The following is a 16,703-nucleotide window of genomic DNA, read 5'->3' as shown; positions in this document are numbered from 1 at the left end:
GCTAAAAAGCCGCGCGTGTCGCGGCTTTTTCTGGTTAACCTATTCCGCCGTTTTGCAGCAGCGTCAGGCTGAATCCCATCACTGCCATACCGCATAGCACGCCATAGCTTGGGTTATTGTGCGGATCAATCTCTTTTGCCAGCGGCATTAGCTCATCCACCGACAGTGCCACCATAATCCCTGCTACCGCTGCCATAATCGATGCCATGACTACCGGTGAAATCATCGGGCCCAACAAGAGGAAGGCCATAACGCCCCCCAGAATCTCCGCCAGGCCAGAGATCCCAGACCACAGCAACGCCTTGGTCTTGGAGCCGGTGGCTGCATATACTGGCCCGGCAACAGCCAACCCTTCGGGAATATTGTGAATCGCGACGGCCAACGCAATCCCCATGCCAAGCTCCAGATCGGCGCTGGCAGTGACAAAAGTAGCGATGCCTTCAGGGAAGTTGTGCAGGCTGATCCCCAGAGTCAACAACACCGCCGTGCGCTTCAGGTTGTGCGGTTTGATCGGTTTTTGTACCAGATCCTGTGGGTGTTGGTGTGGCAGCAGGCGATCGAGCGTAAAGTAACCCAGTAGCCCGAGCATGAACATGCCGTAGCCGAGCATCGGTGACATCCCCGGGGTATGCAATGCGGCAGGTAGCATTTCCATCAGAGAAATCAGCAACATAATACCTGCGGCAAAACCGAGGGAAAACGCCAGCAGACGGTTGGAAGGTTTCTGCCCAATAATACCGAACAGGGCACCAACAAAGGTTGCGCCACCGGCCAGCAGGGTCAGAATCAGCGGTACTGACAAGATAATTTCCTTTACGCTAATGATTATTGTTTATGTTCTGATACTAACAGAGTAAAGGTATAAATCGAGCTGATTTGGCCGATTACTTCTATACCCGTCATACTTCAAGTTGCTTGGGTGTTGGCTTCCTTCATTCATCCCAGTCACTTACTTGAGTAAGCTCCTGGGGCTTATGAGCCTCATAAATGAGGCTCACCCTACGGGCCAGCGCAAGCGCTGTTCAAACCGGTCTTTGACCGGTTTGTCATTCAGTTGCCGCCTACAAGCAACCTGAATTATTTTGGGTATATTGTTCTAGCCATTCAAATTTATTGAAGATCATCATCATGGTTATCCGGCTGTTTCCCGAAAATAAAGGGCGTAATGTAGTCAGCATCAAGAGTATTACGCTAACCAAAGGATAACTTATGAACATCTCTCGTATGCCTGCACTTTTTCTTGGTCACGGTAGCCCGATGAACGTGCTGGAAGAGAACCGTTATACCCAGGCATGGCGTGCGTTGGGTGAACAGTTGCCACGCCCGAAAGCGATCGTTGTGGTTTCTGCCCACTGGTATACCCGGGGGACTGCCGTGACGGCGATGGTACATCCAAAAACTATTCACGACTTTGGCGGTTTTCCTCAGGCGTTGTTTGATACCCAGTATCCGGCCCCAGGATCACCTGAATTAGCGGCGCAATTGCAGGCCTTGCTGGCCCCGATCGAAGTGGGTGCAGATACCGGTGAATGGGGATTGGATCACGGCACGTGGGGCGTGTTAATAAAAATGTACCCGCAAGCGGATATTCCAGTGGTGCAGCTCAGTATTGATGGGACTCAGCCCGCCCAGTACCACTATGAACTGGGGCGCAAGCTGGCGGCATTACGTGATCAGGGCATCATGATCGTTGCCAGCGGCAACGTGGTGCATAACCTGCGGATGGTGAAGTGGCAGGGGAATGCCAGCCCGTACCCGTGGGCGGAATCATTTAACCAGTACGTGCGCGAGAACCTGAATTATCAGGGGGAACATCATCCATTAGTGAACTTTATGCAGCATGAAGGTGCGGCGCTGTCGAATCCGACACCGGAACATTATCTGCCATTGCTGTATGTACTGGGGGGGTGGAACGGCAAAGAACCCATCTCAATCCCGGTCGATGGCATTGAAATGGGGGCATTGAGCATGCTTTCGGTGCAGGTAGGGTAATATGATTGGGCGTAATCGAGTGTTACGCCCAATTTATTGCAACGCACGATCAGCCAAGGATGATATGCGGGTAGAAGCGTGACAGATCCTGGGTGATCAACTCGCGATCTTCCCGTATGCCGATACCGCAGGGTTGATCGTTAACCAGCCAGCTACCGATCAGCGTATAGCTACCTTCAAACTGTGGCAGTGGATGGAATTGCTGCACAATCATGCCTTCTTCGCCGTATGGCCCTTCGACGCGCGCGACTTCCTGGCCGTTTTGCACGATCTGGATATTTGCCCCTTCGCGTGAGAACAGCGGTTTGGTGACGTAGTGATCCAATGGTGGATGATCGTCTTGCGCAAAGTAAGCCGGTAACAGGTTTGGATGATTAGGGAACATTTCCCACAGCAATGGCAACAGTGCCTTGTTGGAGATGATGCTTTTCCATGCTGGTTCTAACCAGCGCACGCCAGCGTCTTCCAGCTTGGTGGAAAACATTTCGCGCAGCATGAATTCCCACGGATAGAGCTTGAACAGGTTACCGATGACCTGGTTTTGCAGATCGGTAAACTGGCCTTTCTCGCCGAGGCCGATCTCTTCCATAAACAGGAATTCGGTCGGCAGCCCAGCTTCCAGCGCACAATCCTGCAGATATTGCACCGTGCCGCGATCTTCTTCGCTATCTTGGCAGCAGGCCAGATGCAGCAGGTTAAAGCCGTGATGGGCTTGCAGCTCGCCAAAGCGCTCGATCAGTTTTTCTTGCAGGCTGTTGTACTGATCGGACTCTGGATCCAGCTTGCCAGCGTTGATCTGGTCTTCCAGCCACAGCCATTGGAAAAAGGCTGCTTCATAGAGCGAAGTGGGCGTGTCGGCGTTGTTTTCTAACAGCTTGGGCGGATTGATGCCGTCATAAGCCAGATCGAGGCGTGAATACAGCGAAGGCTGATTGGTACGCCAAGCGCTGCGGACGAAATCCCAAGTATGCTTGGGAATACAGAACTTGGTCATCAACTCGTCGCTGTTGACCACTTTTTCTACCACTTGCAGGCACATTTGATGCAGCTCTGCGGTGGCGTTTTCGAGTTCTTCAATCTGTGCCAGAGTGAACTGATAGTAAGCGTCTTCACACCAGTACGGCTCGCCGTACATGGTGTGGAACTGAAAACCAAATTCAGTGGCTTTTTCGCGCCAGTCCGGGCGCTCGGTAATCGCAACGCGTTTCATGCCTTAACCGCCCATGCTGCGAGAGCTGGAGCTGGAAGTGGCGCTGCTGCGCTGCATGCTGGTTTGCTTGGCAACGCTTTCACCGAAACCACCACGGGTGATGGTGTTGGTGACGGCGGGTTTCGGGGCCATGGCGGTTTTCGGTACGGTCATGGTGCGGCCACCTGCGGTTGCCGGGCCATAGCTCTTGCCAGTAGCATCAACAAACTTGCCGCTTGCCGGGCTGGCACCGTTTTTAGAGGTGAACAACGGTTGCTGGGCGAAGCCTGAACCGCCCATCATACGGCCCATCATGTAGCCTGCCATCAAAGGCATCCACATGCTGCCGCTGCTTTGCGATTCTGCGGCCATACCTGCCTGTGCAGGAGCCTGAGATTGTGCACATTGCGTTTCGCCGAATTCGGCAACGCAATCTTCACGGGTGGCATACTTCGGCGCAGTTTTTTCTGCTTCTTTCAGCGCATTGTTATACGCAGTGGTGCATTGCTCGCTCATTGAAGGGTTAGCGCGCGAACAATCGTCGGCATTCTGATAAAGAGAAACCGTTTCATCCGCCTGTTCGCAGCCGGCCAGCATAAAGACTGCGCTGATCGCCAAAGCCACGGGCGCAACGCGCCAGGATTTGCGGAATGTATCTCGGTTGATGTTTTTTGTCCGTTTCATCGTTAGTAATCCCATCATTTGGGCTGTATTCGCCCTTACCCAGTAGTAGGCCGTAAGGATAGGGGAAAGATGGTCACAATTAAAGCGAAAACACCTATAGAATCCACTCTTTACGCAGTTATACGTTGCGATGTGCGTCAGTTCGCTTTACGGCAGGAGAAAGCTTGATATAAGCACCATGATGCAACTTGTAATGCTTAAACTTTCTACAGTTCGCCAACGGTGTTCGGTGAGCCTAGACGCAATGACTGGTGCGTAAACGGGTTACAGGGTAAGCAATGGGGGATAGCATGGATGTTCATCTGGTTGATAAAAAAGCATTTACGATTATTGGTATTCGCAAAGTGGTTCCCGATGGCGGTGGTGTTTGGGATCTGATCAAATCAGACGGCAGTAAACAGAAGCTGGAAGCATTGGCAGGCAAAGATTGTGACATTGGGCTTTGTTTTGGTTTTAGCCCCAGCGGGTGGAACGATTACATGGCTGGCGTTGAAAGCCCGAGCGTTGATGGATTTGAGAGCTATGAATATCCCGCTACCCGTTTTTTACTGCTCGAGGTAAAGGGTAAAATCTCTGAGGAACTGTTGAGAAAAACCTGGGAAATGCTCAAGGAACGGGGCCTGCCAACTGGGTACACACAGAGTGATTTACCAACGCTAGAACGCTATAAAATATGGCATCAGGCATCAGACCAATGCCATGTGGAGCTCATGATACCGCTCAAATAGCAAGCTAGAGCATAAAAAAACGGGCCCGGCATTGCCGAGCCCTGAGCTGATAATGCTAGCGACGCCAATCAGTTACGCAATGTGCTGCCGCTAGCAGATTTTGGCGTACTCTCTGGTGCAACCAGGTCTGGAGACGTCGAGACAGGCTTATCTAACACGCCATTCATCACCATCAGATCGTTTTCATTCAGCGTGCCGAGTGCAGACTTGATGTTCAACTGATTGATCAGATAGGAATAGCGCGCGCTGGAAAGCTGCTGCTTGGCGTTATACAACGTGGTGGTAGCATTCAGCACGTCGACGATGGTACGGGTGCCCACCTCGTAACCCGCTTCAGTCGCATCCAGTGAGCTCTGAGCAGAAACGACCGCCTGTTTGTAGGCGTTGATGCTGCTGACAGAGGCCGAGACGTTGTTGAAAGAAGAACGCACGGTCTGTACTACGCTGCGGTGCACGCTTTCCAACTGCTCGCTGGCACCGACGAAGTTGTATTGCGCCTGTTGCACCCGTGAGTTGGTAACCCCACCGTTATACAGCGGCAGATTTAAACTGACACCGACCTGATTTTGACCATTATCCCTAGTGCCTGGATTGGGATTGTTGGAACCGCTGTTTCTGGTATTGGTAATACCGGTAGACGCGTTAACGTCAATGGTTGGCATATAGCCGGTTTGGGCTGATTTGATCTGTTCACGGGCCAGGTCTTGGCTTAAGCGGGCAGACAGCAGGCTCAGGTTGCGTTTCTCGGCGTCTTTCAGCAGGTTATTCACCGCATCCGGGCGCTGGGTGCTGAATTTGTTCGTATTCAGCGAAGCCAGTTCCGGGTAGAAAGTACCGGTGATCTGGCGCAGGCTTTCTGCTGCATTATCCAGATTGTTACGCGCGGTCACTTCATTGGCCAACACGGTGTCGTAGTTGGAGCGGGCGTTCTGCACGTCGGTAATCGCCACCAGCCCGACGTTAAAGCGCTGGGTGGTCTGATCCAGAGTACGGTAAACCGCCAGTTTGTTGGCCTGAACATAAGACAGCGAATCTATCGCCTGCAGCACGTTAAAGTAGGCGGTTGCGGTATCAAGGATTAATTTTTGCGATGCGGTCTGGTAAGTGACATCTGAAATACCGGCGGTTTTTTCCTGCAGTGTCAGCGTGCGCCATTTAGACATATCAAAAATGGTCTGGGTCAGCCCCAGGGAGCCGTTGGTGGCATTGCTGTTGACGCCGTTTGCATCACGAAAACCGTTGGTATGGGTGTAACCGGCAGATAATCCAAGCTGTGGCAGTAATGGGCTGCGTGCTTCACTGATCTTTTCAAACGCCGCATCACGGTCAGCCGCCGTTTTACGCAGATCAGGATTACTTTCCCTTGCCTGTTTGTAAACCTGTAACAGATTTTCTGCTTGGCTCATTGCACTGAAGCCACTCAGGCTCAGTCCGATAAGAAGGGGGAGCAGTTTCTTCATTTGCATTCCTTGTTGTGCAGCAATATTGCTATGTTAGCGCTGACGATAGACGAAATAATTGCCGATTCTAGCAGAGTGCGTTGATGGCTTAAGTTGGCTTAATGTGCCATCTCACAGAACTTTTACCTTTCAGGGCGCTACGTTGACTGTTTGCACACATATCACCTGATATCATGGTTAACAATCTATCACAAAGCCGGAGAAGATGACCCTGCCGTTTCTGTCATCAAAACAGTTTATTTTACCGGCATACTTACACAGGAGAATTTGCTTGATGAACCGTTTGCAGCCTTCACCCGTTACTTTTGATGAAAACGATGTAGAAATTATTGCACGTGAGACGCTATATCGTGGTTTTTTTTCACTTAATTTATATCGGTTTCGCCATCGTTTGTTCAATGGTGAGATGAGCGGTGAGGTAAAACGTGAGATTTTTGAGCGCGGCCATGCGGCAGTGCTGCTACCCTATGACCCAGTAAGGGATGAAGTGGTCTTGATTGAACAGTTGCGCATTGCGGCGATCGACACTGCTGCTTCGCCTTGGTTGCTGGAAATGGTGGCAGGGATTATCGAACCTGATGAAAGTGTTGAAGAGGTTTGCCGCCGTGAAGCGTTGGAGGAAGCGGGCGTTGTGGTTGGGCGTTGCAAGCCGGTGCTGAGTTATCTGGCAAGCCCGGGCGGCACCAGTGAACGCTTATCGATCATGGTGGGGGAGGTTAATGCTCTGACGGCAGAAGGGATCCATGGATTGGAGGAAGAGAATGAGGATATCCGTGTCCATGTGGTCAGTCGTGAACAGGCTTACCGCTGGGTTGAAGAGGGTGTGATTGACAATGCTGCCTCAGTGATTGCACTGCAATGGCTGGAGTTGCACCATGAATCGCTCAAAGTAGAGTGGGTCGACTAAATGCAAAAGCGCTATCCCCCTGATTTTCCGGAAATGATGAGATTGTGTGAAACCAATTTCGCACAATTGCGCCGTTTGCTGCCACGCAACGACGAAGTAGGTGAAACTGTGACTTATCAGGTGAGCGGCGCCAGTTATCGTCTGACGATTGTTGAATCGACGCGTTATACCGCGCTGGTTGAGATTGAACAGATTGCGCCTGCGGTCAGCTACTGGAGCCTGCCTGCCATGACGGTGCGGTTATATTTTGACGCGATGGTTGCGGAAGTGTGTTCCAGTCAGCAGATCTACCGCTTTAAAGCGCGTTATGATTATCCGAATAAAAAGTTGCATCAACGTGACGAAAAGCATCAAATTAACCAGTTTCTTGCTGATTGGTTGCGCTATTGTTTGGCGCATGGAGCGGTGGCGGTTCCGGTTATGTAATACCCTTGGATTTCAAGTTGCAACCAGGCGGCAAGCTCGTGAGTCCTCGGGAGCTTCGATGGCTAAGTGACTGCGGTGAACGAGCGCAGTCAACAACGTTACAGCTTGAAAGACGACGGGTAAAGACAGACTGCAATAACAAAGGACACCATTTGGAAAGCCTGTTGAAACTGCCCGTGGCGAGTGGGGAAGCGGTCAGGATCCTGCAAATTACAGATACCCACCTTTTTGCCGGCGAAAGTGAAACTTTGCTGGGCATCAATACCTATTCCAGCTATCACGCCGTGCTGGATGCCATTATCGCCCAACAGCGGGCGTGTGATTTGATCGTGGCAACCGGCGATCTGGCACAGGATCATTCCCAAGCGGCCTACCGTCATTTTGCTGAAGGGATTGTTCGCTTGCCTGCTCCTTGTGCATGGTTGCCGGGCAATCACGATTTCCAACCGGCGATGGTCGATGCGCTGGCGGCTGCCAGAATTGCGCCTTCCAAGCATATTCTGCTGGGGGATAACTGGCAGGTGCTGCTGTTGGACAGCCAGGTTTTCGGGGTGCCCTACGGCGAACTGAGCGACTACCAGTTGGAATGGCTGGAGCGTGGCCTGATGGCTCACCCGGATCGCTATACGCTGCTGTTGCTGCATCATCATCCATTGCCTTCTGGCTGCACCTGGCTCGATCAACACAGCCTGCGCAACCCGCACATGCTGGCTGCGGTACTGGCGCGTTATCCTAAAGTGAATACCCTGCTGTGCGGCCATATTCACCAGGAGCTGGATCTTGACTGGCAAGGGCGTCGCCTGCTGGCATCCCCTTCAACCTGTGTGCAATTCAAACCACACTGTACCAATTTTACTATTGACGAAGTCTCTCCAGGCTGGCGCTACCTTGATCTGCTGCCCGATGGGCGTGTAGAAACTCAGGTATTCCGGCTGGAAAACGATGACTTCCGCCCCGACATGGATTCGGACGGCTACTGATGCCTTCAACATTGCTCTATCTGCATGGTTTTAACAGCTCGCCGCTCTCGGCTAAAGCGACCTCTTTCAAAGCGTGGCTGGCTGTACATCATCCCGAGATCGTTATGCTGGTGCCACAGTTGCCGCCTTACCCGGAAGAGGCCGCTGAAATGCTTGAGAATCTGGTCATGGAACGTGCAGGCCGGATGCTGGGCGTAGTGGGTTCTTCGCTGGGGGGTTATTACGCGACCTGGTTGTCGCAGTGTTTTGCTTTGCCCGCCGTGGTGGTGAACCCGGCAGTGAAGCCGTTTGAACTGCTGCTCGATTACCTCGGGCCAAACGAGAACCCCTACACCGGCCAGCAATATGTGTTAGAGTCACGCCACGTTTACGATCTGAAAGTGATGCAGATCGATCCCTTGGAGTCGCCGGATTTAATCTGGTTGCTACAGCAAACGGGCGATGAAGTCCTCGATTACGGGCAGGCCGTGGCTTATTACAGCGCCTGTCGGCAAACGGTGGAGTCAGGTGGAAACCACGCCTTCGTCGGTTTCGAACACTACTTCCCCCAGATTGTGGATTTTTTAGGGCTATAACACCGCTGCAACTTCAAGTATGGCGGGTATATACTGAAGAGACAGACGGTTCCGGCACCTCCCCTTAACCACGAAAAATAATCAACGATGACTCAATCCAGCTATAACGCTGATGCCATTGAAGTACTCAGCGGTCTAGAACCAGTGCGCCGTCGTCCCGGCATGTATACCGACACGACGCGCCCGAACCACCTCGGCCAAGAGGTGATTGATAACAGCGTCGATGAAGCATTGGCAGGCCATGCCAAGCGTATCGACGTGATCCTGCACGCCGATCAGTCGCTGGAAGTGATTGATGATGGTCGTGGCATGCCGGTGGATATCCACCCGGAAGAAGGCGTGCCCGCAGTGGAACTGATCCTGTGCCGCCTGCATGCGGGCGGCAAGTTCTCTAACAAAAACTACCAGTTTTCCGGCGGCCTGCACGGCGTAGGGATCTCGGTGGTGAACGCTTTGTCAAAGCGCGTAGAAGTCAGCGTGCGCCGTGACGGCAACGTGTACAGCATCGCCTTTGAAAATGGCGACAAAGTGCAGGATCTGACGATTACTGGCACCTGCGGCAAACGCAATACCGGCACCAGCGTGCATTTTTGGCCAGACGAGCAGTTTTTCGACAGCCCACGCTTCTCGGTCTCACGCCTTTCTCACTTGCTGAAAGCCAAAGCAGTACTGTGCCCCGGCGTTGAAATCTACTTTATCGACAAGGTGAACAACACCGAACAACGCTGGTGCTATCAGGATGGCCTCACTGATTATCTGATGGAAGCGGTAAATGGCTTGGTCACCCTGCCGGAAAAAGCCTTCGTCGGTAACTTTGCCGGTGATGTTGAGGCGGTGGACTGGGCGCTGCTGTGGCTGCCGGAAGGCGGCGAACTGCTGACGGAAAGCTACGTCAACCTGATCCCGACCATGCAGGGCGGTACGCACGTTAACGGTTTGCGTCAGGGGTTGCTGGATGCGATGCGTGAATTCTGCGAATTCCGCAATATTCTGCCGCGCGGCGTGAAGCTTTCTGCCGAAGATATCTGGGATCGCTGTGCTTATGTCTTGTCGGTGAAAATGCAGGATCCGCAATTCGCCGGGCAAACCAAGGAGCGCCTGTCTTCACGCCAGTGCGCGGCGTTTGTTTCAGGCGTGGTGAAAGACGCCTTTAGCCTGTGGCTGAACCAGAACGTACAGGCGGCTGAACAACTGGCCGAGCTGGCGATCTCCAGCGCCCAGCGCCGCCTGCGTGCGGCGAAGAAGGTGGTGCGCAAAAAGCTGACCAGCGGGCCTGCATTGCCGGGCAAGTTAGCGGATTGCACCTCGCAGGATCTGAGCATGACCGAACTGTTCCTGGTGGAAGGGGATTCGGCGGGCGGCTCGGCCAAACAGGCGCGCGATCGTGAATATCAGGCGATCATGCCGCTGAAAGGCAAGATCCTGAACACGTGGGAAGTATCTTCTGACGAAGTGCTGGCCTCGCAGGAAGTGCATGATATCTCGGTGGCGATCGGCATCGATCCCGACAGTGAAGATCTCAGCCAACTGCGCTACGGCAAAATCTGTATCCTGGCGGATGCGGACTCCGACGGCCTGCATATTGCCACGCTGCTGTGCGCGCTGTTTGTGCGCCACTTCCGCGCGTTGGTCAAAGGTGGGCATGTGTACGTGGCAATGCCACCGTTGTACCGCATCGACTTGGGTAAAGAAGTCTATTATGCCCTCGACGAAGAAGAAAAAGCCGGTGTGCTGGAGCAGCTGAAGCGCAAGAAAGGCAAGCCAAACGTTCAGCGTTTCAAAGGGCTGGGTGAGATGAACCCGCTACAGCTGCGTGAAACTACCTTGGATCCCAATACGCGTCGTCTGGTGCAGTTGACCATAGATGAGGAGAATACGGACCAAACTATGGCGCTGATGGATATGCTGCTGGCCAAAAAGCGCTCGGAAGATCGTCGCAATTGGCTGCAGGACAAAGGTGACACCGCCGAGCTGACGGTCTGAGGCGTTGGGGCCGGTGTCCCACGGCCCCAACATCGGCTCCAGAGAGGCGCTGTGATATTCAGGGCGGAAAGGATGAAGATTACCCTCGAAGAATTACAGGCGTTCATCGCGGTGGTTGACAGTGGTTCCATAACCTCAGCCGCCGAACACCTCGGCCAGACCACCTCTGGTATCAGTCGCGCGCTCAGCCGCCTGGAAAAAAAGCTCGATACTACCTTATTACGCCGTACTACCCGCCGCCTGGAACTGACCGAAGAAGGGCTGAGTTTTCTCGCGCATGCACGCGAGATTATCCATTCGGTCGAGAACGCTGAAGAGCAGATGGCGCTGCGCCGCCAGCTCCCGGCTGGCAGGTTGCGCGTCAACGCTGCAGCCCCCTTTATGGAACACGTTATCGTGCCGTTGGTGGCCGGTTTTCGCCAACATTTTCCGCAGATTGAGCTGGAACTGCATACTGATAACCAGATTATCGATCTGTTGGAGAAACGTACCGATATTGCCATCCGCATCGGCGCGCTGCGCGACTCAACCATCCATGCGCGCCTGCTGGGTGCCAGCCGGTTACGCATTCTCGCCAGCCCGGAATATATTGCCCGTTTCGGTGCTCCATGCAGCGTTGACGCATTGAGTCAGCATTGCCTGCTCGGGTTCACCCAGCCAGAATCCCTGAATCAGTGGCCGTTGCGTAACCCGCAGGCGGAACATTTCGCCATTACCCCGACATTATCAGCTTCCAGCGGCGAAACGCTGCGGCAGTTGGCGTTGCACGGGGTAGGGATTGTGCAGTTGGCGGATTTTATGACCCGTGAAGATCGGCGTGCAGGGCGGTTAGTGACGCTGTTAGAAGAAGAAACGCTGGATGTGCGCCAACCAATCAATGCGGTGTATTACCGCAATACGCAACTGGCGGCGCGTATCACCTGTTTTCTGGACTATGTTAGCGCGCATATTGATGGGCAGACCTTATAATTACTCTGCTGCCATAGAAATGATCATGGCAGCGGCATAACAGACAACGTGATACTTTTATCCGCATGTGTTGACGCAAGATAAGAGAGGGTGAGTCGTTTTATTCTTATAAGTTTTTGCCGTAAAACTGATCCAGTTTCCCCACGGCCTGATTCACATATTCCGGCTTCCAATAGGTTTCAATATGGGTTGCACCGTCAATCAGGAACAGTTCCTTATCTTTCGCGTTGCTCGCGCCTTTAAACGCTTTTTCACTCATATACAGAGAGTCAGCTTTACTGCCTGCTATCATCAATAGCGGCTTATTAATTAAATCCATATTGCTTGCCGCATCGAATCTCATTAAATCGAGCAGACTGCTGGCGGTGTATCTGAAGGTCGAGTTGGGATGGGCGTGAGTCTTGCCGTAGTACTCAAAACCTTGCCGATAAAGGTCAAACGGCAGTTTGGCAATTTGTTCATCCGTCAGCTTGGCATCCCCCAGATAAATAACCTCACCGCCAGCGGCCTCCTGTGCTCGCGCATCAGAGGCTTGCTTTAGACGTTCTTGTATCGTGGCGAGTTGTGAATCTTGATAACCGTTGCGTCTGACCAGGCCAGAGTCAAACATGCTCAACGTAGCAATGGCGTTAAATCGTTTGTCGGTTTGCCCTGCCTTCAAGGAGTAGCCTCCCCCTCCGCAGATGCCCAGCAGGCCTAAACGGACGGTGTCTACGCCAGGATACTGGGTGATGAAATCTGCCATGCCGTGAATGTCTTCAATCCGGTACGCCGGTTTGTCGACATTACGGGGCAAACCACCGCTCGCGCCCTGATACGCCGCATCAGCAGTAATGGTAATGTAGCCCTGTTCTGCCAGACGCTGGGCATATAAGCCAGCAACCTGCTCTTTCACGCCGCCATTGGGGTGAGCTACAACGACTGCCGGGTATTTTTTAGCGGGCTCATAATTCGCCGGGGTATACACGTTGGCGGCAATGTCCAGCCCATTCAATTTGTAAGTGACCGGATGAATATTGACTTTTCCTTTCACGTTTTCAGTAATCGCACCGTCATAGGTCAACGTAAACGGATTTAATTTATAATCTGCTGCCATTGCGCCCCCAGATGAAAGAGTGATCGCTGCCGCTAATAATGTTGTTTTAAAAACGTTGTATTTCATTTAAAGAATCCTCCAGATATCTAAAATAAACAACGTATTACCCCGACACTCCTTTTGGTCTTTTTGGCGAGGGGTAAGTTTACAGGTAGTCTACGGGGGGCATGCTGACATCAGCATGACGGCCAGATAACATTTCTGTCAGTTAGAAAAATACTTTTCTGACAAGAATGTCAGGAAAATGTCAGCTTGGTGTTGGTCATCAACCGATAAGATAAGTGAAATAAGGCGTTTATTGTCCTGATGGGTAAGGGAGACACGAATATGCGGTTACTCTTGGTAGAAGATGAGGAGAAGACGTCTTCCTATATCAATCGCGCACTCAGCGAACTGGGTTTTACCGTAGATGTGGCAGCCAACGGTACGGACGGATTGTACCTGGCCCTTGAGTATGATTACGATACGATTGTGCTGGATGTCATGTTACCTGGCATGGATGGTTATAGTGTTCTGGAAGGTCTGCGCGCCAACAAGCAAACCCCGGTGCTGATGTTATCTGCTCGCGGTTCGGTTGATGAACGTGTCAAGGGTCTGCGTCAGGGTGCAGACGACTATCTGCCTAAACCTTTTTCGCTGATTGAACTGGTTGCCCGTATCCAGGCGTTGTTGCGGCGGCGTCCGAGTGATGGCGTAGATGTCACTCAATTGCACATTAACGATCTGCATCTGGACCTGCTGGCAAGGCGTGTAACAAGAGCCGGTGAACGTCTTGAACTGACCGCAAAAGAGTTCGCTCTGTTAAGCCTGTTAGCCAGACATCAAGGAGAGATCCTTTCAAAAATGATGATTGCAGAGCAGGTCTGGGACATGAATTTTGACAGTGATGCCAATGTGGTTGAGGTCGGGATAAAACGCCTGAGGGCGAAAATTGATGCACCCTACCCGGTCAAACTGCTACATACGGTGCGCGGCATGGGGTATGTCCTTGAAACCCGCCCCGAACGCCAGGTTAAATAGAGAGAATTATCATGATTAAGCGTTCTATCTCTGGACGATTGGCGCTGATGTTTGCCTTGGCCTCCATACTGATCGTGTTAGTTCTGGGTATTGTGCTGCGAAGCTCCCTGCATGATTCATTGCAAAAGCAGATGCATAACGAATTGCAGTTCAGGGAGTCGCTGATGGCTCCCTGGATCCTCTCCCGCACCACGCTGGACGGCTGGCAAACGCTGACGACCAAATTTACCGATTTGGCCACGGCTGAGGGTGGCCGCGTACAGTATTGGATCCTCAGTGAAGATCCCCGGCTTCAGGTGGGTGGCCCGCCACCTAGCGGGGTAACCTGGGCTTCGCTGAGCAAAGGATTCAGCAAAGTTCCCGGTGCCACAGAAGAGTCATGCTCTCTGTTTTTATTGATGTCGGAAATTCCTGCCCAAGGGGAGCGCCCCGCTCTGCGCTATGTAGTGGCTATCGACTCCACACCGTATATGGGTACCCTGAATGAATTTACCCGTACACTGATCTTCATCAGCGCAATCGGTGTTTTATTAGTGGCCCAGTTAGGGTTTGTGATTGCCAGAATAGGCATGCGCCCTGTCAACAAACTCAGCGCTCAGGCCCATCACCTCGCACCGGGAAATTACGGGCAGCGCCTGGATACCTCAACGCTGCCGGAGGAACTGCAAAAGCTGGCCGTGGCATTCAATGGCGTACTCGAACGGCAGGAAATCGCCTGGCGACAACTTGAAAGTTTTAACGCCGATGTGGCTCATGAACTGAGAACCCCGCTGACCAATCTGCTGGGGCAAACACAGCTCGGCTTGTCACGGCAACGCGAAACACATGAACTCGAGGAGTTACTGGAGTCCAATCTGGAAGAACTCGAGAGAATGACCTCTATCGTCAACGATATGCTGTTCCTCTCCCATGCTCAGGCTGGGGAACATGCAACCCAGTTAACCGACGTGTCTCTGAGTGAAGAGACCTACAAGACTACGGAGTATGTGGAGCCGTCCTTTGCTGAAAAAAACCTGTCTATTCATGTCGAGGGAGATCTCACGGCACGCATTGATCGGCGACTTTTCCACCGCGCTCTAGCGAATTTACTGGAAAACAGTGCCCGGCATGCTGTTCCTGGTACCACCGTGAAGGTGACGATCGGCAGAGAGAATAATCTGGCCTCCATCGCGGTCGCCAATATGGGGGCAGCCATCTCAGATGAGCACCTGAAACGTTTGTTTGAACGTTTTTATCGTGCTGATCCTTCCCGTACACGCAGTGATACACACCATGGACTCGGACTTTCCATCGTCAGGGCGGTGGCGATAATGCATCGTGGCGATGTGTTTGCCAGTAGCCAGAATGGGATCAATACCTTCGGGCTGACTCTCGCCATAAACAGTGAACTCGCTGAAAAAGAGGCACATCGTTATGTGAGGTTTGGCATCGCAGCGCAGGTTAAAAATTAAGAACGTCTAATTATGGCTTAACTCGCTTTGCTTAAGGGGTAATCAATCACCGCATAACCTGTATTCACTCGATATTCGCGTTGTCACAAGCCTTCGCTTATCACAAAAACCTCCCTTTCCTTTGGTGAAAATAGCTTCAGCACCGATTCTGACAAACTTGTCAGGCAGCGGTCAGCCTGGTGACATGAAGCATTCTGTAAACTCACGTTATCGTCACCGACCTAACCCTCCCATCTTTAATCGTGCCGATAACAAAGGAAATGGATGATGAAAAACAAGATTCAGCAGTACCTGCTCTGCACCGCTCTTACCTTTGCCGGTTCAATGGCCACCTTTGCTCACGCGCAGGATGCGGCGAAAAATAAAACAGAAAAACCGTCTCGGGCGCAACAATTGATGGGGGATATCGCCCCCAAGATGGCGCAACTCACTGACGATGTCCTGTATGCCGATATCTGGGAACGGCCACAGCTCTCAAAACGTGATCGGAGCCTGGTGACCGTCAGTGCTCTGGTGGCAATGGATCGTCCTGACCAGTTGCGTTCTCATCTGCGTCTGGCGCGCCAGAACGGTGTCACTGAGGAAGAGTTGGTCGAAACCATCACCCAGCTTGCTTTCTATTCAGGGTGGCCAACGGCAGTAACAGCGATATCCATTGCAAAAGAAGTGTTTAAAGAAGGGAAATAGTTTTTTTCTGCAATGGATTAATGGGTATTTCTCTCGTTAACGGATTGAATAGATATGAAAATCTTCCTTATCACACTGGCGGCGCTTTTACTGCCCGGTACGCAGGCTATTGCCGCAACGCAGGAGGCAGTGACCGTCAGCCCTGCGGGCTCACAACCCACAACACAGGGGGCTCCTGAGTACTTTACCGGCACGGCCAAGGTTGACTCACGGTTTAAAGGCTCTGCCCCGGCCCGAATTTCTGGGGGAACCGTCTCATTTGAAGCCGGAGCACGAACAGCCTGGCACACGCATCCCCTTGGACAGACACTCATCGTCTCTTCCGGCACGGGTTGGGTACAGGAATGGGAGAGATCGGCCCAGCCAATCAAAACCGGCGATGTGGTCTGGATCCCACCGGGTGTCAAACACTGGCATGGCGCATCCGCAACAGAGCCGATGGCGCATATTGCTGTTTCAGAATCACAGGACGGTAACACCGTGACGTGGATGGAAAAAGTTACGGACGACCAGTATCCACAATAATGAAATACGGTTTTTGCATTTTCGCTGAAAC

At 52.4% G+C, this 16,703-nt stretch carries 17 protein-coding genes; 12 read left to right on the top strand and 5 right to left on the bottom strand.

Features of this window, described 5'->3' with window-relative positions; translation table 11 throughout:
* Positions 1-34: 34 nt before the first annotated feature.
* Positions 35-802 carry a zinc transporter ZupT gene (zupT, locus tag IV04_RS00760; RefSeq protein WP_037400546.1) on the bottom strand — a complete coding sequence of 256 codons (768 nt, stop codon included), beginning with the start codon at positions 800-802 and terminating at the stop codon, positions 35-37.
* Between the two features lie 407 nt (positions 803-1,209).
* On the opposite strand from zupT, the gene ygiD reads away from it, so the two are divergent.
* A complete protein-coding gene (gene ygiD / locus IV04_RS00755) occupies positions 1,210-1,992 on the top strand; it encodes a 4,5-DOPA dioxygenase extradiol (protein WP_037400548.1) in 783 nt (260 codons plus the stop codon).
* A gap of 49 nt (positions 1,993-2,041) precedes the next feature.
* Here ygiD and IV04_RS00750 read toward each other — a convergent pair whose 3' ends face one another.
* Together IV04_RS00750 and IV04_RS00745 are read right to left on the bottom strand one after the other, a co-directional pair.
* On the bottom strand, positions 2,042-3,202 hold the full coding sequence (locus IV04_RS00750; protein WP_037403251.1) for a glutathionylspermidine synthase family protein: 1,161 nt from the start codon (positions 3,200-3,202) through the stop codon (positions 2,042-2,044).
* Between the two features lie 3 nt (positions 3,203-3,205).
* Positions 3,206-3,865 carry a DUF1190 family protein gene (locus IV04_RS00745; protein ID WP_037403252.1) on the bottom strand — a complete coding sequence of 220 codons (660 nt, stop codon included), beginning with the start codon at positions 3,863-3,865 and terminating at the stop codon, positions 3,206-3,208.
* A gap of 290 nt (positions 3,866-4,155) precedes the next feature.
* Between IV04_RS00745 and IV04_RS00740 the strand changes: the two genes are divergently transcribed.
* The gene (locus tag IV04_RS00740) at positions 4,156-4,593 is read left to right on the top strand and encodes a GyrI-like domain-containing protein (RefSeq protein WP_051916510.1); all 438 of its coding nucleotides are present in this window, start codon (positions 4,156-4,158) and stop codon (positions 4,591-4,593) included.
* 68 nt (positions 4,594-4,661) lie between these two features.
* Here IV04_RS00740 and tolC read toward each other — a convergent pair whose 3' ends face one another.
* Complete coding sequence (tolC, locus tag IV04_RS00735; protein WP_051916507.1) at positions 4,662-6,053, bottom strand: outer membrane channel protein TolC; 1,392 nt, start codon at positions 6,051-6,053, stop codon at positions 4,662-4,664.
* Between the two features lie 274 nt (positions 6,054-6,327).
* On the opposite strand from tolC, the gene nudF reads away from it, so the two are divergent.
* From nudF to IV04_RS00705, 6 genes are all read left to right on the top strand, one after another.
* A complete protein-coding gene (nudF, locus tag IV04_RS00730) occupies positions 6,328-6,960 on the top strand; it encodes an ADP-ribose diphosphatase (protein ID WP_037403254.1) in 633 nt (210 codons plus the stop codon).
* Positions 6,961-7,386, top strand: a complete 426-nt coding sequence (locus IV04_RS00725) for a DUF1249 family protein (RefSeq protein ID WP_037403255.1) — start codon at positions 6,961-6,963, stop codon at positions 7,384-7,386.
* 152 nt (positions 7,387-7,538) lie between these two features.
* A complete protein-coding gene (gene cpdA / locus IV04_RS00720) occupies positions 7,539-8,366 on the top strand; it encodes a 3',5'-cyclic-AMP phosphodiesterase (protein WP_037403257.1) in 828 nt (275 codons plus the stop codon).
* A complete protein-coding gene (gene yqiA / locus IV04_RS00715) occupies positions 8,366-8,941 on the top strand; it encodes an esterase YqiA (protein ID WP_037403258.1) in 576 nt (191 codons plus the stop codon). The genes cpdA and yqiA overlap by 1 nt, the downstream gene beginning before the upstream one ends.
* A gap of 87 nt (positions 8,942-9,028) precedes the next feature.
* The gene (gene parE / locus IV04_RS00710) at positions 9,029-10,924 is read left to right on the top strand and encodes a DNA topoisomerase IV subunit B (protein ID WP_037403259.1); all 1,896 of its coding nucleotides are present in this window, start codon (positions 9,029-9,031) and stop codon (positions 10,922-10,924) included.
* Between the two features lie 72 nt (positions 10,925-10,996).
* On the top strand, positions 10,997-11,893 hold the full coding sequence (locus IV04_RS00705) for a LysR substrate-binding domain-containing protein (protein WP_037403261.1): 897 nt from the start codon (positions 10,997-10,999) through the stop codon (positions 11,891-11,893).
* 106 nt (positions 11,894-11,999) lie between these two features.
* Here the strand turns inward: IV04_RS00705 and IV04_RS00700 are convergent, their stop codons facing one another.
* Positions 12,000-13,055: an alpha/beta hydrolase gene (locus IV04_RS00700; protein WP_037403262.1), complete on the bottom strand. Its 1,056-nt coding sequence runs from the start codon at positions 13,053-13,055 to the stop codon at positions 12,000-12,002.
* Positions 13,056-13,316: 261 nt separating this feature from the next.
* Here IV04_RS00700 and IV04_RS00695 point away from each other — a divergent pair, with 261 nt between their 5' ends.
* The 4 genes from IV04_RS00695 to IV04_RS00680 all read left to right on the top strand — a co-directional run bounded on the left by IV04_RS00695 (position 13,317) and on the right by IV04_RS00680 (position 16,672).
* Positions 13,317-14,009, top strand: a complete 693-nt coding sequence (locus IV04_RS00695; RefSeq protein ID WP_037403265.1) for a heavy metal response regulator transcription factor — start codon at positions 13,317-13,319, stop codon at positions 14,007-14,009.
* 11 nt (positions 14,010-14,020) lie between these two features.
* Positions 14,021-15,460 carry a heavy metal sensor histidine kinase gene (locus tag IV04_RS00690; RefSeq protein WP_051916505.1) on the top strand — a complete coding sequence of 480 codons (1,440 nt, stop codon included), beginning with the start codon at positions 14,021-14,023 and terminating at the stop codon, positions 15,458-15,460.
* A 264-nt stretch (positions 15,461-15,724) separates the two neighbouring features.
* On the top strand, positions 15,725-16,147 hold the full coding sequence (locus IV04_RS00685) for a carboxymuconolactone decarboxylase family protein (protein ID WP_037401574.1): 423 nt from the start codon (positions 15,725-15,727) through the stop codon (positions 16,145-16,147).
* Positions 16,148-16,201: 54 nt separating this feature from the next.
* On the top strand, positions 16,202-16,672 hold the full coding sequence (locus tag IV04_RS00680) for a cupin domain-containing protein (protein ID WP_037401577.1): 471 nt from the start codon (positions 16,202-16,204) through the stop codon (positions 16,670-16,672).
* The last annotated feature ends 31 nt before the right edge of the window (positions 16,673-16,703 follow it).

The sequence above is a fragment of the Serratia sp. Ag1 genome (assembly GCF_000743355.1).
Classification (GTDB): Bacteria; Pseudomonadota; Gammaproteobacteria; order Enterobacterales; family Enterobacteriaceae; genus Chania.
The sequence above is the reverse complement of the archived record's forward strand: the minus strand, read 5'-3'. Positions and strand labels throughout refer to the sequence as shown.

What these genes read in the sequence shown, in the direction of transcription:
- ygiD (WP_037400548.1), top strand. Translation starts at nt 1,210, where the DNA reads ATGAACATCTCTCGTATGCCTGCACTTTTTCTTGGTCACGGTAGCCCG.
- IV04_RS00750 (WP_037403251.1), bottom strand. Translation starts at nt 3,202, where the DNA reads ATGAAACGCGTTGCGATTACCGAGCGCCCGGACTGGCGCGAAAAAGCC.
- IV04_RS00745 (WP_037403252.1), bottom strand. Translation starts at nt 3,865, where the DNA reads ATGAAACGGACAAAAAACATCAACCGAGATACATTCCGCAAATCCTGG.
- IV04_RS00740 (WP_051916510.1), top strand. Translation starts at nt 4,156, where the DNA reads ATGGATGTTCATCTGGTTGATAAAAAAGCATTTACGATTATTGGTATT.
- tolC (WP_051916507.1), bottom strand. Translation starts at nt 6,053, where the DNA reads ATGAAGAAACTGCTCCCCCTTCTTATCGGACTGAGCCTGAGTGGCTTC.
- nudF (WP_037403254.1), top strand. Translation starts at nt 6,328, where the DNA reads ATGAACCGTTTGCAGCCTTCACCCGTTACTTTTGATGAAAACGATGTA.
- IV04_RS00725 (WP_037403255.1), top strand. Translation starts at nt 6,961, where the DNA reads ATGCAAAAGCGCTATCCCCCTGATTTTCCGGAAATGATGAGATTGTGT.
- yqiA (WP_037403258.1), top strand. Translation starts at nt 8,366, where the DNA reads ATGCCTTCAACATTGCTCTATCTGCATGGTTTTAACAGCTCGCCGCTC.
- parE (WP_037403259.1), top strand. Translation starts at nt 9,029, where the DNA reads ATGACTCAATCCAGCTATAACGCTGATGCCATTGAAGTACTCAGCGGT.
- IV04_RS00705 (WP_037403261.1), top strand. Translation starts at nt 10,997, where the DNA reads ATGAAGATTACCCTCGAAGAATTACAGGCGTTCATCGCGGTGGTTGAC.
- IV04_RS00700 (WP_037403262.1), bottom strand. Translation starts at nt 13,055, where the DNA reads ATGAAATACAACGTTTTTAAAACAACATTATTAGCGGCAGCGATCACT.
- IV04_RS00695 (WP_037403265.1), top strand. Translation starts at nt 13,317, where the DNA reads ATGCGGTTACTCTTGGTAGAAGATGAGGAGAAGACGTCTTCCTATATC.
- IV04_RS00690 (WP_051916505.1), top strand. Translation starts at nt 14,021, where the DNA reads ATGATTAAGCGTTCTATCTCTGGACGATTGGCGCTGATGTTTGCCTTG.
- IV04_RS00685 (WP_037401574.1), top strand. Translation starts at nt 15,725, where the DNA reads ATGATGAAAAACAAGATTCAGCAGTACCTGCTCTGCACCGCTCTTACC.
- IV04_RS00680 (WP_037401577.1), top strand. Translation starts at nt 16,202, where the DNA reads ATGAAAATCTTCCTTATCACACTGGCGGCGCTTTTACTGCCCGGTACG.